General features: G+C 72.5%; 16 protein-coding genes. 9 read left to right on the top strand and 7 right to left on the bottom strand.

From position 1 onward, the window contains the following. Positions 1-4: 4 nt before the first annotated feature. From ACIBQ1_RS35915 to ACIBQ1_RS35895, 5 genes are read left to right on the top strand one after another with little or no spacing between them, the layout of a single operon-like run. Positions 5-3118, top strand: a complete 3114-nt coding sequence (locus ACIBQ1_RS35915) for a tubulin-like doman-containing protein (protein ID WP_397283767.1) — start codon at positions 5-7, stop codon at positions 3116-3118. A 2-nt stretch (positions 3119-3120) separates the two neighbouring features. After that, a complete protein-coding gene (locus ACIBQ1_RS35910; protein ID WP_397283766.1) occupies positions 3121-4956 on the top strand; it encodes a hypothetical protein in 1836 nt (611 codons plus the stop codon). Beyond that, positions 4940-5923 (top strand): hypothetical protein, encoded by a 984-nt coding sequence (locus ACIBQ1_RS35905; RefSeq protein WP_397283765.1) that lies wholly within the window; start codon positions 4940-4942, stop codon positions 5921-5923. Before ACIBQ1_RS35910 ends, ACIBQ1_RS35905 begins: the two co-directional genes overlap by 17 nt. After that, positions 5920-6924 (top strand): hypothetical protein, encoded by a 1005-nt coding sequence (locus ACIBQ1_RS35900; protein WP_397283764.1) that lies wholly within the window; start codon positions 5920-5922, stop codon positions 6922-6924. The genes ACIBQ1_RS35905 and ACIBQ1_RS35900 overlap by 4 nt, the downstream gene beginning before the upstream one ends. After that, complete coding sequence (locus ACIBQ1_RS35895) at positions 6924-8327, top strand: hypothetical protein (protein ID WP_397283763.1); 1404 nt, start codon at positions 6924-6926, stop codon at positions 8325-8327. Before ACIBQ1_RS35900 ends, ACIBQ1_RS35895 begins: the two co-directional genes overlap by 1 nt. Here ACIBQ1_RS35895 and ACIBQ1_RS35890 read toward each other — a convergent pair. Next, positions 8324-10858: a LuxR C-terminal-related transcriptional regulator gene (locus tag ACIBQ1_RS35890; RefSeq protein WP_397283762.1), complete on the bottom strand. Its 2535-nt coding sequence runs from the start codon at positions 10856-10858 to the stop codon at positions 8324-8326. The genes ACIBQ1_RS35895 and ACIBQ1_RS35890 overlap by 4 nt on opposite strands. A gap of 66 nt (positions 10859-10924) precedes the next feature. Between ACIBQ1_RS35890 and ACIBQ1_RS35885 the strand changes: the two genes are divergently transcribed. Next, complete coding sequence (locus tag ACIBQ1_RS35885) at positions 10925-12022, top strand: hypothetical protein (RefSeq protein WP_397283761.1); 1098 nt, start codon at positions 10925-10927, stop codon at positions 12020-12022. Between the two features lie 288 nt (positions 12023-12310). On the opposite strand, the gene ACIBQ1_RS35880 is transcribed toward ACIBQ1_RS35885, so the two are convergent. Further along, positions 12311-12652, bottom strand: a complete 342-nt coding sequence (locus ACIBQ1_RS35880) for an Lsr2 family protein (protein WP_355370059.1) — start codon at positions 12650-12652, stop codon at positions 12311-12313. Between the two features lie 626 nt (positions 12653-13278). On the opposite strand from ACIBQ1_RS35880, the gene ACIBQ1_RS35875 reads away from it, so the two are divergent. Next, positions 13279-13446, top strand: a complete 168-nt coding sequence (locus ACIBQ1_RS35875) for a hypothetical protein (RefSeq protein ID WP_397283760.1) — start codon at positions 13279-13281, stop codon at positions 13444-13446. Between the two features lie 60 nt (positions 13447-13506). Next, positions 13507-14379, top strand: coding sequence for an SPFH domain-containing protein (locus tag ACIBQ1_RS35870; protein ID WP_397283758.1), 873 nt, complete (start codon positions 13507-13509; stop codon positions 14377-14379). A 69-nt stretch (positions 14380-14448) separates the two neighbouring features. On the opposite strand, the gene ACIBQ1_RS35865 is transcribed toward ACIBQ1_RS35870, so the two are convergent. Beyond that, complete coding sequence (locus tag ACIBQ1_RS35865; RefSeq protein ID WP_397283757.1) at positions 14449-15033, bottom strand: putative glycolipid-binding domain-containing protein; 585 nt, start codon at positions 15031-15033, stop codon at positions 14449-14451. 295 nt (positions 15034-15328) lie between these two features. Between ACIBQ1_RS35865 and ACIBQ1_RS35860 the strand changes: the two genes are divergently transcribed. Beyond that, on the top strand, positions 15329-15676 hold the full coding sequence (locus ACIBQ1_RS35860; protein WP_397283756.1) for a hypothetical protein: 348 nt from the start codon (positions 15329-15331) through the stop codon (positions 15674-15676). A gap of 45 nt (positions 15677-15721) precedes the next feature. Here ACIBQ1_RS35860 and ACIBQ1_RS35855 read toward each other — a convergent pair whose 3' ends face one another. The 4 genes from ACIBQ1_RS35855 to ACIBQ1_RS35840 all read right to left on the bottom strand — a co-directional run bounded on the left by ACIBQ1_RS35855 (position 15722) and on the right by ACIBQ1_RS35840 (position 19140). Further along, positions 15722-17686: an endo-1,3-alpha-glucanase family glycosylhydrolase gene (locus ACIBQ1_RS35855; protein ID WP_397283755.1), complete on the bottom strand. Its 1965-nt coding sequence runs from the start codon at positions 17684-17686 to the stop codon at positions 15722-15724. A 124-nt stretch (positions 17687-17810) separates the two neighbouring features. Then, on the bottom strand, positions 17811-18047 hold the full coding sequence (locus ACIBQ1_RS35850) for a hypothetical protein (protein WP_397283754.1): 237 nt from the start codon (positions 18045-18047) through the stop codon (positions 17811-17813). A 166-nt stretch (positions 18048-18213) separates the two neighbouring features. Next, complete coding sequence (locus ACIBQ1_RS35845) at positions 18214-18678, bottom strand: SPW repeat protein (RefSeq protein WP_397283753.1); 465 nt, start codon at positions 18676-18678, stop codon at positions 18214-18216. A 102-nt stretch (positions 18679-18780) separates the two neighbouring features. After that, a complete protein-coding gene (locus tag ACIBQ1_RS35840; protein WP_397283752.1) occupies positions 18781-19140 on the bottom strand; it encodes a winged helix-turn-helix transcriptional regulator in 360 nt (119 codons plus the stop codon). Positions 19141-19169: the final 29 nt, after the last annotated feature.

The following is a 19169-nucleotide window of genomic DNA, read 5'->3' as shown; positions in this document are numbered from 1 at the left end:
GCGCATGAGGATCTTCGATCCGATGATGTTCGTGGGGCTCGGCGGCACCGGCTGCCGGGTCGGTGTGGAGCTCGAACGGCGGCTGCGGGACGAGTTGTGCGGTCCCGACGGCATGGACCTGATCAGGAACTTCAGCTGGCAGAACTACCAGCCCTACGAATTGCCCTCCTGCCTGCAGTTCGTCTACGTCGACCTCAACGAGGCCGAGCTGACCCGCACCCGGCGGCGGGTGGTGCCGACCGAGCGGGAGTTCCCGGCGGCCGGCCGCACCGCCCACCTGATCCACGACGTGGTGCCGAAGTTCGACTCCTATCCGGAGGTGGCCCGCAGCCTGCGGGCGACGTCGAGCGACCACGTCAAGGACTGGCTGCCGCCGCGCGAGCAGGAGCCGCTGGTCGCCCCGCTGATGCGCGGCGCCGGCCAGCTGCCCACGGTGGCCAGGGCGGCGCTGTTCGAGCGGATGCGGCACGGCCCCGGGCCGGTGGTGCAGGGCATCGACGACGCCATCGGCGCGATCAGCAACTCGGGCGGCGAGTTGGCCGGGCTGGGCGGCCGGCTGAGACGCAGCTGCGACGTCTTCGTGGCCTACTCGGTGGCGGGCGGCACCGGCAGCGGCATCTTCTACGACTACCTGCACCTGATCGGCGACGCCTTCGCCCGCAACCACATCAGGGCCCGGATCTACCCGCTGGTCGTCATGCCGTCGGCCTTCGCCGAGGGCAAGGGCGGCGGCCGCCGGGCCCGCCTGAACGCCGGCTCCAGCCTGCTCGACCTGTTCCGGCTGGTCGACGACCAGAACGCGCCGCACGCGGGCACGCAGGTCGACGAGCTGGGCATCGCCGGCGAGCTGGGCGTGCGCTACCCGGGCAAGGGCGAGGTGCGGCTGGCCACCGGCACGGTCCAGACGGCGTTCCTGTTCACCATGCCGCCCGGCGTCGAGCGGGACGACCTGCACCGCTCGATCGCCTCCCTGATCGTCTCGCTGGCCGGCACCCAGCCGAGCGCGGCCGGCGACGTCGGCGGCGGCATGGAGGACCGCGGCGAGTCCTCCTTCGCCGACGACTTCATCAACCGGGCCGTGGAGCGCGAGGTCGCGGCGGCTTCCGGCATCGGCAACCGGGGCGTTTCGACGGCCTTCGTCTCCTCCATGACCGTGCCCGTGGAGGAGCTGGCCGACCTGGTCAGTTCCCGGCTGCTGGCCCGCGCGGTGACGCAGCTCGAAGCCGTGCCGCCGGGCGCCGCCGAGAGCAACGTCGAAGAGATCCGGCGCATGTTCACCACCACCAACCTGGAGCCGCTGAGCACCCGTGAGCCGCTGCCGCTGCCGGAGGTCCGCCCCGCCACCGGCGCGGCAGAGATCCAGAAGTCGCTGGCCAACCGGCTGCGGGCGATGGAGGACAACCTGGCCTCGTTCGAGCGGCAGCTGAGCCGCGTCGTGCCGGCCATGGCCCAGGAGATGGACGTGCGCCGCGGCGCGCTCGAAGGGCTCGGCCAGGTCGACCCGTTCCGGCTGCGGCGGGTGGTGGTCGGCCTGCCCGGCGCCGCGCACGAGGCCGACCGGCTGGGCTTCGCCGGGCTCCTCGACCACCGCAGGGCGCAGCCGCGCAGGCCGTACGAGAACATGACCGAGGCCCCACCGCAGCCGCGGCCGATCCGGGACCGGGTGTTCCGCAAGGCCCAGTGGGGCGACCCCGAGGTCCAGGCGGCGATCGCCAGCCAGGACGCCTGGTACCTGTGGCGCAGCCAGGCGCTCTGGCACAAGGCGTGGGCCGACCAGATGCCCCGCTGGGAGCCGCGGCGCAAGCAGCTCATCCGCGAGGTGCGCGAGTTCACGCAGGTGTTCGCCGAGCACGCCGAGGCCGACGCCGAACGCTTCGCGCGCCGGGCCGGCGAGCTGTACGAGACCCGCGTGGGCGTCTACCACCTGCTGCCGCCCGCGGGCGCGGAGTCCTTCTACGACGCGGTCGTGCGCCGCTTCGTCGACATCTTCGTCTCCCGGCAGCAACTGCGCCCCACCGACGGGGAGGCCGCCGTGGCCAACGCGCTGATCGGCCCGGACGGCTGGCGGCACGCCTACGACCTGGCCTGGCGCACCGGCAAGCCGGCCGACGCGCTCAACTGGGCGCGCGACCGGCTCAAGCTGGAGGTGAAGAAGCTCTTCAAGGACCAGGACGAGGCCGCCGCGCTGGGCGAGCAGCCGCTGCTGCCCGCGCTGGCCGACATCCTCGCCCAGGCCGCCTCGGGCGGCGGCGACGACCCGCACGTGCGGCAGTTCCAGCTCAAGCTGGCCGACCTGGTGCCGGGCGGCTTCACCCCCGACGGCACCGGCGACCTCAAAGTGCTGGTCTCCTACCCGGCGCCGGCCAAGGACCCGGCCCTGGAACGGTTCCTCAAGGACCGGATCGACCTGCCGGGCGTGCCCGACTTCCGCAACATCGACGCCGACTCGGTGACCGTCGTGCAGCTGCGCACCTCGATGAGCGTCACCCAGGTCCGCGAGCTGCGCGAGGTGCTGCACAGCTGGGCCGACGCGCTGCGCGACGAACGCCCGCAGGACCACCTGAAATGGCGCCAGCGGCTCGGCTACGACTTCGGCTACCTGGCCACGACCGAGGAGCACCGCGTCCGGATCCTGCACCGGCTGCTCTGCCTGCTGTGGAACGGCCGGGTCAGCGTGGTGGAGGGCGAGCCGAACTCGCCGTCGCGGATCCGGATCGACGTCGAGGGCGGCTCGATGACGCTGCCGCTGACCGCGTACGGCAGGGCCTCCTCGTGGCCCAGCATGCTGCGGGCCTACGAGCAGTGGGTGATCGCCGGCGACGAGGAGTTCCGCAGCCTGGTCAGCGAGCAGCTCATGAACGCCACACCGCGGGGCCTGGCGGGCGCCCCCAGCCTGCCGGACCCGCTCTACCACCTGGTCACCGGCATGTCCGCGGACCAGCTCGGCCTGCTGGAGATCATGATGCCCAAGCTTCCGTCGGGCGCGCGCAACCGGGCCGATCAGCTGATCACCTTCTGGGCGCACACCCTGCCCGCCGCGCTCGACCTGCCCTTCGAGCGGGTCGCCGAAGCCGTCGCCTACAACCTGCGCGACCTGGACGCGCTCATCGGGGAGTGAGCATGGTCGTCGTGCTCGACCTGCGCAAGGGTGAGCTGGAGCGGCTGGGCGCCCAGGTCCTGGTGGTGGCCGACACCGAGCGCCTGGCCGGTGCCCAGCGGGTGCTCCAGGACGTCTTCAGCTCACGCCTGGTCAGGTCGGTGCTCGTCCTGGCGGTGGGGCCGGAGCTGCGCCTGCCCCCCGTCCTGGGCGGGGAGAGCCGCAGGGTCCTCTGGGTGAGCGACCCCTGCGGCATCCTCTGGAACGCCGACACCGGCGAGGCGGCCCACGGGCCCGGGGTGAGCGCGGAGGCCATCCTGATCGACCTGCTCACCCAGCCGGAGGTCTTCGACGAGGTGGTCAACAGCCTGGGCGACATCCCGTACGGCACCGCCTCGCCCGGCTGGCGCATCGTGGCCGGCCGGATCGACCCCGAGGTGCTCGCCCAGGCCTTCCGGGAGGTGGCCGAACGCTTCGACGGGCCCGTCCAGCAGGACACCGCCACCTTCAGCTCGCCGCTGGCCACCGCGCTCCCGGTGCTCAGCGGCACCGTCGACCTGCCCTCCGACCTCCTCGACGCCCTCGTCCCGGAGGGCATGCTGCACCGCCTCTACCGCGGGGCCGCCGACCAGGTGGACCGGGCCGTCCGCGCCCTGGACGACCTCGGCTACTTCCACAGCGCCCGCGACCGGGCCGCGGTCGTCGACCGAGTGATCGCCGCGGGCCGGGCGCTGGCCGAGTTCCGCGACACCGTCGCCCGGCTCTTCGAGGAGATCGACCACACCGACGAGAACGCCGCCGAGCGGCTGGCCGCGTACGGGATCAGGTTCGCCGTCCCCGCCGACATGGGCCACGCCCAGATCGTCGGCGAGCTGCGCGCCGACCTGGAGGCGTCCCTGGCCGAGCGCAAGAGGGTGATGCGGCTGGTCTCACGCTTCCGCCTGCTGGCCGACCAGAGCGCGCCCATCGGCAGCCGCGCCTTCGTCGGCGACCTGTGGCGGATCTGCCCGGACGAGCTGCTCAACGCGCTGCACGCGCCCGCCGAGTTCCCCGCCGCGTTCCTGCCCCGTTTCGTCTTCTGGCGGCGTGCGCGGGCGTGGTGGCGCGAGCAGCTCTCGCTCGGCCTCGCCAGGACCGCCCTGGACGACCTGCGCTCGACGCTCGAACGCGTCGCGGCCAGCGAGTGGATGCTGGGCGCGGCCCGCATGCACACCTCCGACGCGGCCCGCACGCTGGCGGCGGCGCTGAACGAGATCTGCGCGCAGGTGTCCGGGACGCTGACCGACTGGAGCAAGGCCGAGACCGGCCAGGCCGCCGCCGGCCCGGCCCTCGACGAGGAGGTCACCGTACGCCTGCGCGACCGCGGCGGCCAGCTGCGCGAGGTCATCACCGGCGACCTCGTCGACGCGGTGACGACCTGGCTGGAGCCCGCCTGGACCTCCCTCGAACAGGGCGCCTACCGGGACTCCCAGGTGGGCCTCGAACGCCGGGTCGACGAGACGCTGCGGCAGTACCGCTACCACCTGGCCCACCGCGGCGTCCAGGAACGTCCCGACTTCGGCACCGGCGACACGGGCCGCCAGGACCTCGTGGACGCGGTCTGGCGGCAGTCCCAGCAGGTCGTGCGGGCGCTGCGCGCCCAGGCCAACGGCCAGATGCTGCAGCTGTGCGGCGACCGCGACCTGGCGATGCTGCTGCGGCAGGCGTACGCGGTGCGGTTCGCGCCCAGGGCCGTACGGGGACAGGGAAACCCGCCCGACGTCGTGTGGACCCGGTCGGGACAGTACGCCGGCACCCTGCGCCTGGTGCCGCTGCGCCCCGGGACGGTCGAGGAGGACTGGAGTGAGGATGGAACCTGAGCCGCTGACCTTCTTCACTCCCGACGGCGACCGCGTGACCTGGCAGGTGGAGGTGGAGCCGGACCTCGACCCCTTCGAGCGCCGGCTGACCCTCGTCGTCCAGGGCACCAAGATCGTGCAGCGGCGGGTGCCCCGCGCGGAGGGGCGCGACCGCGAACACCTCTACGAGCTGCTGGAGAACGAGGCCCGGATGGGCTCCAGGCTGCTCGCCCGGCTGGGGCGGGCCTACCCCGTCGAGCTGCCCCGGCTGATGGGCTACAGCCTGGACGTGGAGGAGCCCTTCGTGCTGCTGTCCGACCACCGGGGCGAGCCGGTCACCCGCTTCTCCGGCGCGCTGCTGATCGCCGAGCAGCGCGCCCTGCAGGAGAGCCTCTTCCGCGCCGTGCGCATCCTGTCGGCCTGCGACATCGTCCACCGCCGCATCGACCCCGGCACCGTGCGCTGGGACGGCTCCGCCGTCCAGGTCACCGGCCTCGCCCACGCCACGCTGATCGGCAGCCGCCGGCTGCGGCTGGGAGAGGCGCCCTACGCCGCGCCGGACCAGCGCGCGGGCACCGGCCGCGCCTCCACCGCCGACGACCTCTGGAGCGCCGGCATGGTGATCTACCGCACGATCACCGGCCGCGAGGTCGCCGACCGCCCCGACCTCACCGCCGCCCCGGCGCTGCAGCCCATCCACGACGTCTTCTCCGGCCGGCCGCCGTCGGTGCTGGAGGTGCTCGACCGGCTGCGGGTGCCCGACCCGATGCAGTCCATCCCCGTCGACCAGGACCTCAGGCTCGAAGAAGGCCGCGCCGCCTTCGACCGGGCCCGCGAGGCCAAGCGCGGGAACGAGGACGAAGAGCCGCCGCCCGTCACCCTGGACGAGCGGGAGACACAGGACAAGCCGCAGAAATGGTGGGCCCGCTGGCTTCCGCTGGCCGTACTGCTCGCCTTCGTCGTGGTCGTCTGGATGGTGATCCGGTGATCCTCTGCCCGATCTGCCTGCACGAGTTCGCCTGGAGCGAGGACGAGCTCTACGAACGCACCCCCGCGGGCAACTACCAGCAGCTCTCCCTGGAGCACGCGACCGGGGCCCGCCGCGAGGACCTCCTGCGCGCCGCCCACGTGCGCTGCCCGGCGCCGGTGGCCGACCCGAGCCTCGAACACCACCTGCCCTACACCTACGTACGGCACGGCCGCCCGCTGGTGATCGGGCTGGTCGGCGGGCCCGAGACGGGCAAGACCCACCTGCTGGCCTCGATGATCGGCGCCATCGAGCAGGGCGGGCTCCAGCCGTACGGGCTGACCCCGTACGCGGTGGACATCGAGCGGCACGCCGAGTACGTCAACACGTACGTGCATCCGCTCATGGTGGAGCGGACCGCGCTCTCGCGCACCACCCACCGGGCCGCCGCCGAGCCGGCCGACGCGCTGCTCGTCAGCGACGGCCGGCACACCACCGCGGTGGCCTTCTTCGACATCGCCGGCGAGCTGCTGCGCAGCTCCACCCACGAGGCGACCAGGTTCGTGCCGGCCGTCGGCGGGCTGCTCTTCGTGATCGACGCCACCGCCAGGTCGGCCAGGATGGGCGACGAGTCCTTCCGCGCCGTGCTCGACCGGCTGCCCACGAGCGGCGGGCGGCTGGACATCCCCGCCGTCATCGCCGTCACCAAGAGCGACTCGGTGCGCTTCGAGGCGCCGGTCGACACCTGGCTCTACGACGAACCCGACCGGCTGGACCAGGTGGACGTCCTGAGGGAGAGCCGCGACGTCTACGCCTTCCTGCACCGGCGCGGCGCGCAGGCCTGGCTCAGCCCCTACGGCAAATGCCGCAAGTGCACCCTGCATTTCGTCTCGGCGACGGGCTGCGCCCCGACCGACGGGCGATTCCCCAGAGGCGTCCGGCCGCGACGCGTCCTGGCGCCCCTGATCTCGCTCTTCGCGATGACCGGTGTCCTGCGTGGCTATCCGGAGGTGGGGCTCTGATGGGGCGTTACTCCAGCGTCGACTGGATCCTGTTCGAGTGGGACGAGCGCCGCACCGGCCTGGGTCCCGTGCGCTCCTCCCTGGAGGACACCAGGGGCTGGTACCACCAGCTCGGGCCCTGGCTCGACCCCGGGCCCGCGGCCGGGGTCAGCATCTGCCGGCTCGTCGTGGACGGGCGCGTGGTGGTGCTCTCCCGCACGCGGACCGGCGGCTCGGACAGCAGGCGGACCATCCAGGTCCAGGCGTACCTGGGCGGCTCCGCCGCCAACGCCTCGGCGATGCCGAACGTACGCCAGGCGCTCGCGCTGGCGCCCGGCTGGAGCTCACTGCTGCCCGCCGACCCGGAGCCGCTCGATCTGGCCCTGCTGCTGCGCCCGTACGCCACCTCGAGCGCGGCACTCGACCGGCAGGCCCGCGCCGAGGCCCCGGCCCTCGCCCCGATCGTCTCGGAAGCCCTGCGCGGGCACCGGGAGCCGCTGTCGGTGGCCGCGCAGGGACAAGCGATCGTGCAGCTGTGGGGGCTGGTGGACATCCTGGACCTGGTGCTCGGGCGCTATCCGGAGACGTTCTCCACCTATGAGAGCGACGACCTCAAGCAGGGGGCCGAGGTCATCTTCCTGCAACAGTGGCCAGGGCCCTCGTCGCGGGCCGCACACCGGCGGCGCGTCGATCTGCGGGCGCCGGATCAGGACGATCTGTACGGCGAGATCGCGGCCATGGTCGTCGACGCGTACGCGGGCGAGCGGCTCACGGGGCTGGTCAAGCGGCTGCGGATCACCGACGCGACGGCGGTGGAGGAGCGGATCGAGCTGCTCAGGGCCGCCCTGCGCGAGCCGCCGAAGCCCGTGCCCGCCCAGCCCCGCGCCCCGCGCCCTCCCGCGCCCGCCGAACCCGCACCCGCCGTTTCGGCGCGACCCCCGGCGCCTCCCGCGACGTCACCGACCCCTCCCCCGCCGGCGGCGACGGGCCCGCGGACGCGGGCGGCGACGGGACGGCCCGCACCGGGCCCCGCGCCCGTGACGCGGGAGGAGCCGCCGCCCACCCCGCAGGCCCGCCCCCCTGAGGCGCAACCCGTCGTGGTACGCGACGCCTTCGACTACTTCCTGGCCGAGCTGACCGAGGCGACCAGCGCCGGGGCGGCCCGGGGCATCCTGAGGGACGTGCACGCCTGGGCGCGGACACGCCCGCCGGCCGACGTACGCTCCCGGCTGCACACCCTGGTGCCCGAACTGGAACGGCTGCTGCCCGACAACGAGGTCAACCCCGTCCTGCGCGACCTGCTGGACCCGGACGCCACGGCCGAGGGCGTCAGGTCCGCCTGGCTCGACCCCCGATGGCTCGTGCTGGCCGCGGTGCTGCTGGTCGTGCTTGTCCTCCAGGTCGTCACGACGCTCCTGCGCTAACCGGCCAGCCGGCTCAGCAGGGCGGCCAGGGCGGCGCGATCGTTGACGCCGGTCTTGTCGTAGACGGCGTACAGCGTGTTGGCCACGGTGCGGACGGACACGACGAGCCGCTCGGCGATCTCGCGGTTCGTCAGCCCCTGGGCGGCCAGCACCGCGATCTCGCGCTGCCGCGGCGTCAGGCTCGGCACATCGAGATCCATCAGCGCGAGCGTACGGGCGCCCTGGCAGCGCTGCGCGAGCCGCCAGGCCCGGGTCTGCGCCGCGCGAGCCCCGCGCGCAAGCCCGGACTCGCGGAAGCGGGCCGCCGCCTGCGCCGCCGCCTCGGCCGCGTACAGCAGCAAGCCGAGCCGCTCGAAACCCTCCGAGACCGCGTCGAGCTCCGCGCCGTCGCGGGCGGCGGCGTGCCGCGCGAACAGCGCCACCAGCGGGCCGGCCACGTCGAGCGCGGCCAGCCGCGCGGACACCAGGTCGGGACGGCCCAGCCGGACGACGTCGTGCAGCAGGAACGGCACGTCGCACGGCAGCGCGTCCCCGGCGGTCTCCAGGCAGAGCTCGACCGCCCCGGCCGCGTCCCCGCGCCCGGCCATGGTCCACGCCCGGGCCAGGCGCACCGGCAGGACGACGGACGGACCGATCGGCGTCCCCGTCGCCACCGCCCGCTCCAGCGCCTCCTCGGCCGCCGCGACCTCGCCGAGCAGCGCGTACGCGTGCGCGAGCTCGCCCAGGCAGGACCCCGCCAGCACGCTGCGCTCGGGCAGGCGCGCCGCGGTGTCGCGGGCCCACCCGAGGGCGTCGGCCACCCGGCCGCGCAACCGCAGCACCCGGGCCATCCACGTGCCGAACTCCAGGTTCGCCCGCGTCCAGGTGCGGAAGGGGCCCTCCAGGCCGTGCCCCTCCCCGGCCAGCCGCTCGGCGGTGTCCAGATCGCCGAGCAGCAGCGCGGCGTGCGTGGCGTGGGCGGTCAGGGCGGCGGAGAGGCTGCGCATGGCGTCCGGCTCCTTCGCCAGCCCGGCGCCGATCTCCGCCACGTGGGCCAGGCATTCCGCGGCCCGGCCCCGCGCCACCAGGACGGCCGCCTCCGCCCCGCTGATCATCCGCGCGCCGTGCGGGCTGAACGGGCCCATGCCCCGCGCCCGCGCCATCAGGTCCTCGGCGTCGGCGATGTCGCCGGTCAGGGTGGCCAGGACGGCCCGCATGATGAGCGCCGCCTGGCGCGGCTCGACCCCGTGGACGAGCCGGCTGGTCTCACCGAGCACGGCTCGCGCCCGTACGACGTCCCCGAGCCCCACGGCCAGGTTCATGGCCCGCTGCACGCCGAGGTCGGTCCGGGCCGCGTCGCCCATCTCCGCCGCCCAGGCGGTGGCGAACACCTCCTCGGCCTCGGCGTACCGGTCGGTGTAGAACAGCACCGTGCCCAGCGCGGCCAGCGCGGGCGTGCCACCGCCGGCGGCCACGGCCGCGCGCCCCAGCCGTACGGCCAGCTCCAGATCCCTGATGACCCTGGCCCGCTCGCAACCGGCCAGCAGCAGCCCGGGATCGCCGGGCAGGCCCCCGTCCAGCCGCCAGACGGCCACCCTGAGCACGTCCTCGCGCCGCCGCAGCCCGGCCTCCGAGACCGCCTGCGCCAGCCGGCGCACCATCGTGCGGGCACGCAGCACGCCGCAGCCGTCCCTGATGACCTCGCCGTACAGGGGATGCGCGAGCCGGACCTGGAGCCGCCGGCCGTCCGGCTGCACCGTGACGAGCTGCCGGTCCTCCAGGTGCTGCACCGCGTCGAGCGACCCGAGTGCGGCCAGCAGGTCGGCGCCCAGCGGCTCGCCGTACGCCAGCAGCTCCAGCGCCTCCCGCTCCCGCGCGGTCACCTCGCCGATGCGGCCCGCGATCGTCTCCCGCAGCGTGGGCGTGATCGTCAACGGCCCGTGCCAGCGCCACACGCCCCCGTCGGCGGCGAGCATCCCGGACAGCACGAGTTCGCGCAGGTAAAGAGCATTGCCCTGGCTGACGCGCCACAGCCGGGCCACGGTCGCCGACTCCACCCGGCCGCCCAGCGCGGCCTCCAGCACCGCCGCCGTCTCCTCCAGGGAGAACGGCTCCAGCTCCAGCCGCGGCACCAGATCGTCCTTCCACAGCGCGAGCACCGCGTCCGGCACGGACGTGCGGCTGCGCAGCGTCGCGATCACCCGGGTGCCGTCCCGCGTCACGAGATGGTGGACGAGCGCGGCCGAGACCGGATCGAGCAGGTGGGCGTCGTCCACCACCAGCACCGGCACGCGCAGCGCGGCGGCCGCCCAGCCCAGCGGGTTGCCGGCAGGCGGCGTGGCCGGGAGCAACGGGGCGAAGGCGCCCAGCGGGATCTCCGCGGCGGCGGCCGTGGCCCGCGCCCAGGCGACCTCGTCGAGACCGTGCACGGCCTGCGCCGCCAGGCGGCTCTTGCCCGTCCCCGGCGGACCGGCGACGACCACGCCCCTGGAAGCGGACCGGATCTCATCCAACTGCGCCACACGCCCGATGAACGGCCAGGAGCCTGCCACGGCGAAAGCGTATTTGAGTAGGCCATGCTCATGCGAGCGCATTGTTCCGCCCAGCATGCTGGGCCCATGACCATGGCGCTCACCACCGGCCTGACGGACCTCGTACGGGAGAGCCTCGGCGCCCCCCTCGCCGAGATCGCCGACCAGCACGTCGACCTCCTCGGCTCCGGCCCCGGAGCGTTGTCGACGACCTCGCTCCACCGCGTTCGGGGCACCACGACCTGCGGCGCGACCTGGTCGTTCTTCGTCAAGACGATCCACTCGATCAGGCACATGCCCGGGTACGCGGACATCCCCGAGCCGCTGCGGACCGCCGCGCTCGCGCACTTCCCCTGGCGGGCCGACGCGGACGTCTACCTGGCCGGCCCCCGGCTCCCCCGCGGGCTGCGGCTGCCCCGGCTGTACCGGCTGGACGACCTGGGCGACGACCGGCTCGTCATGTGGCTGGAGGACGTACGGGTCGCACCCGCCACCTGGGACCTGGACCGCTACCGCGCCGCCGCCCGCCGGCTCGGCGACCTGGCCGCCGTGCAACCCGTCGCGGGCCGGTCGTCCGCCCCCCGCGAGCCGATCAACCGCGGCCTCCGCTACTACTGCGCGGGCCCGCTGGCCAACCTGTTCCTGCCCGCCGTGCGCGACCCGGCGACGTGGCGGCACCCGCTGGTCGCCGCGAACGCCGACCCCCTGCTGCAGGCCGACCTGCTGGCCCTCGCCGACCGCATCGAGCCGCTGCTGGAAGCCCTGGACCGCCTCCCCCACACCCTCGTCCACGGCGACGCCAGCCCCGCGAACCTGCTGATCCCGGCCGACGGCTCGGCGGACTTCGTGGCCATCGACTGGAGCTGGCCCTACCCGGCGGCCGTGGGCTTCGACCTCGGCCAACTCCTGGTCGGCCGGGCCCACACCGGCGACCTCGACCCCGCGGACCTGCCCGCCGTCCACGAGGTGATCGAGGCCGCGTACGCCGCCGCGGTCGCCGGCCTCGCGGACCCCTCCGAGGTCTCCTTCGGCTACGCCGCCACCCTCGTCCTGCGCAGCGCCTGGACCGCGATCCCCTTCGAACGCCTGGGGCAGGAGCCCACCGCCGAACTGCACGACCTGTTCCGCAAGCGGGCCGGACTCGCCCGCTTCATCGTCGACCTGGGGCGCTCCCTGCTCCCTTAGACCTCGGCTTCAGCCCTCGACCTCGGGCGTCGAACGGCGGGCGAGAGCCGGAATATTGGATCTTGGTTGGGCGCCGATATTCGATTCGAGCCTTTCATTGCCCGGCCGGACCCGGAAATCGAAATCCGCCCTCGGCGCCATTAAAAGCGAAACCGCGGCACCGACTGCGGGGACGGACGGCATCGCCCCGCCCCGGACGACGCCGGAGGATCAGGCGTGGGCGGCCGGCCAGGACCCGACCGCCCGCGCCCCTCTTCATAAACCCTTCCAGACCTACCGGAAGCCCCCTCAGTGGGCAGCCTCGTACTGCTCCACGACGGTGGCGGCGATGCGGCCTCGCTCGCTCACCGGCAGACCCTGGGCCTTCGCCCACCGCCTGATCTCAGTGGACTTCTCACGGGTGACGGCCCGGGAAGTGCCGATGCCTCCGCGGCGGCCGCGAACTCCCCTCTCGGCGCGGACCGCGCGAGCCTTGGTGATAAAGGGAGCGAGAGCCTTCTCCAGCTTCTCCCGGTTAGAGCCCGACAGGTCGATCTCGTAGCTCGTGCCGTCGAGAGCGAACCTTGTGGTGCCCTCGGCGTCACTGCCGTCGATGTCATCGACAAAGGACTCAACAATGCGCTTCGCCATGATGCTGCTCCGATTACGTTATGGTTGCAGGTACTGTAGCTCTGTTCAGCAGATCATGCATCTCCTTGAGGCGCCGCGCCGACGCAATCGAACTTCGCGATCCCGTCCCGCACTACAACGCCTTTCGCTGTTGTGACGCGGTTTTCGTGGTTCTCGTGCCCGGCATTCATGGGCGACGCCCCGGCCCATGGCCGAGCAGAGAACATCTCAGGACCCGACCCGCGCGCGGCGCACCCAAAGACCCGTACGAGATCCCTTCTGCCCTTCTCACCAGTGATAAGCCATCGACAACCGGCGACATCCCCAGTATCGGGCACCTGTGGCCGTCATCCCGCCTCCTCCTGCGCGCAGCGCACCATCGCAGGTGCGAGAGGCCGTTGCCCCGGAGCACCCGCGCCCACGCCGACCTCGCTGTCAGCAACCTAGTCGCAAGTGCGTCCAGCTCGCGGTCAATAGCGATGAATCCGCTATCTTGAAGTTCGATTCAAAGGTTTGCCGCGTCATATCAGGTATTGGCCGAGTGGCGCAACTCGGGCCGGCCGCAACTCACCGATGATTACCACATTCGCATGCGCCGACTCAGCCGGATCCGCCGATGAACGCGTGACATCTGCTACACAAGTTCCATGAGCTCCCCCGCCGCCCAGCGTCTGCGCGTCCTGCCGGCCGCGTTCACCGTCGAGCGCCGGCCGGACTCGACGCTCCCCGAGGGCGACACATGGATCGCGCTCGTCCGGGCCCCGGAAGGGCTGACCGCCGTACGCGAGACCCGGCCGGCGCCCTTTACTAAGTAGATCTACAACTACGCTTTCCGCCCGTACGGGCCTACTCTCGAAGTATGGGAGGAGGCCGTCATGGTGCTCGAATTCATCCTGGGGTGCCTCGCGATCATCGTCATCTTGACCGCGTTCGGGGGCGTCAGGGTCGTCAACCAGATCGAGCGCGGAATCGTGTTCCGCTTCGGCCGGGCCCAGAAGGAGATCCGCCGGCCGGGAATCACCTTTCTCATCCCGGTGGTCGACCGGATGAAGAAGGTGAACGTGCAGATCGTCACGATGCCGGTGCCCACGCAGGAGGGCATCACCCGCGACAACGTGTCCGTCCAGGTCGACGCGGTCGCCTACTTCCGGGTGCAGGACCCGCTGCGGGCGGCCGTCGGGGTGCAGAACTACCTGTTCGCGGTGGAACAGGTGGCGCAGACGTCACTGCGCTCCATCATCGGCAAGAGCGAGCTCGACGACCTGCTCTCCAACCGCGAGGAGCTGAACAAGGGTCTTGCGCTCATGATCGACAGCCCGGCGCTCGGCTGGGGCATCCACATCGACCGGGTGGAGATCAAGGACGTCACGCTCCCCGATTCCATGAAGCGCTCCGTGGCCCGCCAGGCCGAGGCCGAGCGGGAGCGCCGGGCGCGCGTGATCACCGCGGACGGCGAGTTCCAGGCCGCCCGGAAGCTCGCCGACGCCTCCGCGATCATGGCCAACACGCCGAGCGCCCTGCAGTTGCGGCTCCTGCAGACGGTGGTCGAGGTGGCGGCCGAGAAGAGCTCCACGCTGGTGATGCCGCTGCCGGTGGAGGTGCTGCGCTTCTTCGACCGCGGCGCGCAGGGCTCTTCCGCGCGGCAAGAGCCGGAGGCTTCGCAGACCGCGGCTCCCCTGCCGGCGCCACCCGACGAGCTCGCCAAGATCCCCGGCCTGCACGGGGCGGCGGACCGGCCCGGCTCCTGACCCATTCGGCCGCATCCGCACCCGGCCGGGCAGGCGGGACGCGGATCCGCCGGTCGGGCGGGCGGAGTCTCAGGCGGCTCGGACGGCGAGGCCCGGATAGTCGAGGACGAGGCCGGACTCGTCGTAGACCAGGAGGCAGGCGACGTCGAAGACCGGGGCCGCGTAGTCGTAGCGCTGCCGCCCCTCCTCGTCGGCCAGCCGGGCATAGTGCTGCTCCAGCCGCTCGACGGCCAGGTCTGCGGCCCGGACGTAGGCCGCCGGAGCCGGCGAGGCGGCGCCCACGCCCAGGCGCAGCCGGTGCACGGGGAACGCGTTGGTCAGGGCCGACGACTCCAGGTCCACGTCGAGGCAGCCGTCCAGCCAGGACGCCGGCGCGCCGTCCACGCGCCAGTGGCCGGCGCCGTCGCCCTCCAGGAGGGTCCGGCGCCCGCCTCCGGCGGAACGGCTCGCGAGCCGGGCCGATCGCGTGGCCCAGCCCGCGTCGAGCTCGATGACGTAGTCGACGACCCAGGTCCGGCCCTCCTCGACCGCGGTCGTGCACCCCTCGACGCGGTATCCGTCCGGCAGCGGCCGGAAGTAGACCACCTCGAAGCCGGTGCGCGCGGCCAGGTGCCGCCAGGCGGCGGTGTCAGGCGGTGGCGCGAAGGTCGTCATGGCCCGAGCATGCCACCGCCCCCCGACAAGTTTCAGCGCGGCAAGTTTCACGACGTCCAGGTAGGCGCCGGTGTCGCGCATCTCCATGGCACGCCGTACGGCATGCGTACGGGTGCCGGCGGGCCCGCTCCCCCGAGACGCTGCTGGCCGCGCGCCTGGTCGAGGCGGATCCGAGGGCCTGGGCCAGAGCCCTGTCCGTGATGGGCCTGACGGTGTTCTTCGGCGCGGGGCCGGGGCCCAGCAGGCGGGCATCGGCTATCACCACGCCCACACGCTCGTCGACGCCGCGCTCCTGGTGGCTCTGGCGACGTCGGCGGCCGCGCTCGTGGTGCACCAGGCCGAGGAGCTGATCGATCACCGCCGCTCGTTCGCCGCGCCGGCCGCCTCCGGGGTGCCGGAACGGGCGCTGGGCAGGGTCCTCGTCCGGCAGGCGGTCATCGCCGCGTTGCCGATCTGCGCCGTCGCGGGAGTCGCAGTGGTGGTATTGTCCGTCGCCGACGTCTATCAGGTGCGGTGGCTCGGCTGGGCGGCCGCCAGGGCCGTGGCCATGGCGGGCATCGGGGCTCTCGCCACGATGCTCGTGGCCCTGGCGGCATGCCCCCTGCTGCGCGGCACGCTCCGTCCGGAGAGGCCGCGCGCCTGAGAGACGCCGGATCCCCGGGCACCCGCGGCCCGGGGATCCGGCGCGTCAGCGTTCGCTGGAGGCCGCGCGGTAGTGCAGGTCCTGCACGTACGGCGTCGAGCTGATCGCGTACGGCGAGACCACCTTCGCCACCGTGGCGGAGCTCCTGGTGACCGAGGCCGAAGCGGTGCCCGCCTTCAGCGGGAACGTCTTGGCCGACACCCCCGCGGGCGCGTCGTAGGTCTGCGTCGCACCGCCGATCGTGACGGACACCTTGCCCGCCGCGGTCAGCATGGTCAGCACCTCGACGGTGTCGCGGGCCGCCGTGCTGCCCGCGCGCAGCTTCATCAGCTTGGTCTGCGCGTACGACGGCTCGGCCGCGACCGGCTGGACCCGGTGCGTCAGGTACGCCGTGTCATTGGTGATCTTCGGGCAGCCGAGCTTGTAGCAGGTCAGGTAATAGGCGTTGATGTCCAGATAGGTCCAGCCCGCGTTCCTGGACGGCGCGAACTGGGTGTTCTCCGAGTAGTCGTTCCAGGTGGTGAGCTGCACCCAGTCCGCCTTGCCGTCGATGGCCCCCTTCCAGGTGGCCCGCAGGTTCTCGGTGTTGCCCGCCTCGTCGAACACGCTCTGGTTGGGACGCTCGTCCTGGACCGACACCGGCTGCATCCAGATCTTGCCCATGTCGTGGGCGCGGTCGATGTTCGTCTTCAGGCCGGCGTTGGCCGCGGGGCTGCGGCTGCCCCAGTTCGAGAAGCCGTAGCTGACGGAGGCGAAGGCGTCGCGGTGCTTGTTGAAGTCGACGAACGTGGGCACCAGGGCGACCTTGATGTCGTGCTGCGTCTCCATGGTCTTCATCCAGTCCGACCACCAGGCGGCGGTGCGGCCCTCGGCCTTGAAGGGCGCGACGACGAGGCGGTCGTCGGCGAGCCGGTAGACCGACTTCGACGCGGCGAGCTTGGCCACGGCGGTGGCGAGGGCGGCGCTGTCCACCGAGGCCAGACCGTTCATGTCCGGCATGAGCACGATCTTGAAGCCGGGGTCCACGGCCTCGGCCGCCTTGACGAGGTTCTGCACCCGCGTCCACTGCGCGCTGGTCACGGAGAGGATGTCGACGGTGAAGCCGTCCAGGCCGGCGGCGACGGCCTGTCTCACCTCGGTCTTGAGGTCGGCCGACGCGTAGTCGCCCGCGATCGGGGCGCGCCCCAGCGGCCGGTCGCGCAGCAGCCCGCCGTAGGCGGCGTGCTTGCCGCTCTCGCCGTCCGGCTTGAGGTAGTTCCTGGCATAGTAGTCACTGGCCGGAGCCTGGTTGTCCAGGGAGATCGGATACGGCGTGAAGTAGTGCGCGAACACCTTCTTGGCCGAGCCCCGCAGCGCCGCCGTGCCCGGCAGGGTGAAGGGCAGGGGCCCGTCGGTCTGCTCGTCCCCGGTGCCCCCGGTGCCCTCCGTGTAGGTGACCGTGAGTTTCGGTCCCCGGCTCCCGCTCTCGCGCGAGGACATCAGCACGGTCGTGGTGGCGTCGGTCCCGGTCAGGGCGAACGCGTACGTCCCGTCACCTTCGACGGCCGGCGAGACGTCCAGCTTGGCCGCCTGGCCGGTGGTGAAACCGGTGTGGGAGTCGAGGACCGGCGCGCTCAGCGCCGGACGGCTGGTCCAGGTGCTGGCGGCCTGGCTCCAGGCGCCCGTGACCGGGCGGGCGGAGACGGTGGTGTCCGTCGTCCGGGCCGAGACCACCTCCAGCGTGACCTTCACGTCCTGCGCGTCCTGCGGGATGCCGGTGACCTTGAAGCGGGTCAGGGCGGCGCGCTGCCCGGCGGTGGCGCTGCCGCACGCGGTGCCGCACACGCTCAGCCAGGTCGCGGTCGCGAAGCTCTTGGCCGGCTCGGCCTGGCTGACGAACACGTCCTCGGCCGCGGCGAACGTCTTGCTGACGGGGGCGACGGCGGACGCCTGCACCGGGGCCACGGCGGCGGTTGCCAGCGTGGCGATGCCCGCCATCACCGCCCATAACGACCGATATCGGTTGGCCATGAAACTCCCTTGGCTTACGGTACGGCCCCGCCTCGGCAGGGCCGTCTTGCACGGCCAAGGATGGATCAAGGTCCAGCGTCAGATCCACAATTTCCGAATAAATCGGGTTATGCGGGCCTCCGGCTCAGACCGATTGCGCGGCCTCCCCCACCTGTTGCAGGCTGGGGAAACGGTGCTGGCCGGCCAGCAGGTGGCCGATGCCGACGATGCCCACGACGGGCCATTCCACGATCTCCAGCGCTCCCAGCGCGAGAAGGACCGCGTAGAAGACGAGGTGCTCGGACGGCGGCAAGGTGACCGTGCCCACCCCGGGCACCACGATCCGCGTACGGCGTCCGCCGCCGATGGGCTTGACAACCATGATGCCGCTCCTTCGATCGACTCGGCCTGCGGTACGAGGCTCCGGACGCCGCCGTCCCGGCCTCAGTGGCCGGACAGCCGACTGCGTCCCCTTCTCCTCCCTGAGACGGGACGCAGTCGGCAGCGAGCCGCTCCCCGGCGCGGAGCCGAACGGCCCGCAGGAAGCGTCAACGCCGATGTTTGGACATTGTGCCGAGCACAACACAGGCCAGGCCGCATGCGGCGATGACTATCCCCGTGATGACGTTGTTGATGATCGTGCCGCCGCTGGCTCCGTGCGGGGGCAGCACCCACGGGGCGATGATCGTCCAGACACCGATGATCGGTATGACCCACGCCAGTCCGTGCACCCGGCCGTAGGCCGAGGCTATCCCGGCCGCGAGCAGGGCGAGAGCGATACCGGTGATCAGATTGTTGACGGTCAGAGTCGTGTGCCCGAAGAATCCCACCACCCATGGCGAGATGGCGAGGTAGAGACCGCTCAGAAAGGTCAGCCCGCTGACGGACTGCCCCGACGGGCTCTCCGCAGCCATGTCGTATTGAGCTCGCAGGGCCGCTATGTCGGGGTGCTGACCCATGTCGAGTTTCGGATGGAGCGGACTTTCAGCCATGTCGCACACCACCTTCCTCATGCCGCGTGGAGGTATGGATACGAAACCCCTTCCCCCACGGTCACGCCGACGCGCCCGCCCGGGTCAACATTTGCCCAAATCAGCAGGCGGGGGCGGGGCCGGTTACGACGCGTCGTAGCGAACGCGGGAGGCGGCCACGTACTCGCGGTGCCGCTCGGCCCAGGCGATGAGTCCGGCGACCTCGGTGGAGAGCGTGGCGCCGACCGGGGTCAGGGCGTAGTCCACCCGTGGCGGCGAGGTGGGGGTGACGGTGCGCTCCACCAGGCCGTCGCGCTCCAGGCTGCGCAGGGTGAGGGTGAGCATGCGCTGGGAGATGCCCTCGATGGCCCGCCGCAGCTCGGAATAGCGCTTGGGCCCGTCGCCGAGCAGGTTCATCACCAGCACGCTCCACTTGTCCCCCACGCGGTCGAGGATGTCGCGCAACCGACAGCTCGGGTCGTCCTCACCGACCGGTTCACGCACATCGATGTGCCTTGCGCGGGTCAAAGTGC

Origin of the sequence: Nonomuraea sp. NPDC050153, assembly GCF_044460125.1 — a bacterium.
Taxonomy (GTDB): Bacteria; Actinomycetota; Actinomycetes; order Streptosporangiales; family Streptosporangiaceae; genus Nonomuraea.
The sequence above is the reverse complement of the archived record's forward strand: the minus strand, read 5'-3'. Positions and strand labels throughout refer to the sequence as shown.

Coding starts and splice junctions, on each gene's coding strand:
- ACIBQ1_RS35915 (WP_397283767.1), top strand. CDS start 5: ATGAGGATCTTCGATCCGATGATGTTCGTGGGGCTCGGCGGCACCGGC.
- ACIBQ1_RS35910 (WP_397283766.1), top strand. CDS start 3,121: ATGGTCGTCGTGCTCGACCTGCGCAAGGGTGAGCTGGAGCGGCTGGGC.
- ACIBQ1_RS35895 (WP_397283763.1), top strand. CDS start 6,924: ATGGGGCGTTACTCCAGCGTCGACTGGATCCTGTTCGAGTGGGACGAG.
- ACIBQ1_RS35885 (WP_397283761.1), top strand. CDS start 10,925: ATGACCATGGCGCTCACCACCGGCCTGACGGACCTCGTACGGGAGAGC.
- ACIBQ1_RS35880 (WP_355370059.1), bottom strand. CDS start 12,652: ATGGCGAAGCGCATTGTTGAGTCCTTTGTCGATGACATCGACGGCAGT.
- ACIBQ1_RS35875 (WP_397283760.1), top strand. CDS start 13,279: ATGAGCTCCCCCGCCGCCCAGCGTCTGCGCGTCCTGCCGGCCGCGTTC.
- ACIBQ1_RS35870 (WP_397283758.1), top strand. CDS start 13,507: ATGGTGCTCGAATTCATCCTGGGGTGCCTCGCGATCATCGTCATCTTG.
- ACIBQ1_RS35865 (WP_397283757.1), bottom strand. CDS start 15,033: ATGACGACCTTCGCGCCACCGCCTGACACCGCCGCCTGGCGGCACCTG.
- ACIBQ1_RS35855 (WP_397283755.1), bottom strand. CDS start 17,686: ATGGCCAACCGATATCGGTCGTTATGGGCGGTGATGGCGGGCATCGCC.
- ACIBQ1_RS35850 (WP_397283754.1), bottom strand. CDS start 18,047: ATGGTTGTCAAGCCCATCGGCGGCGGACGCCGTACGCGGATCGTGGTG.
- ACIBQ1_RS35845 (WP_397283753.1), bottom strand. CDS start 18,678: ATGAGGAAGGTGGTGTGCGACATGGCTGAAAGTCCGCTCCATCCGAAA.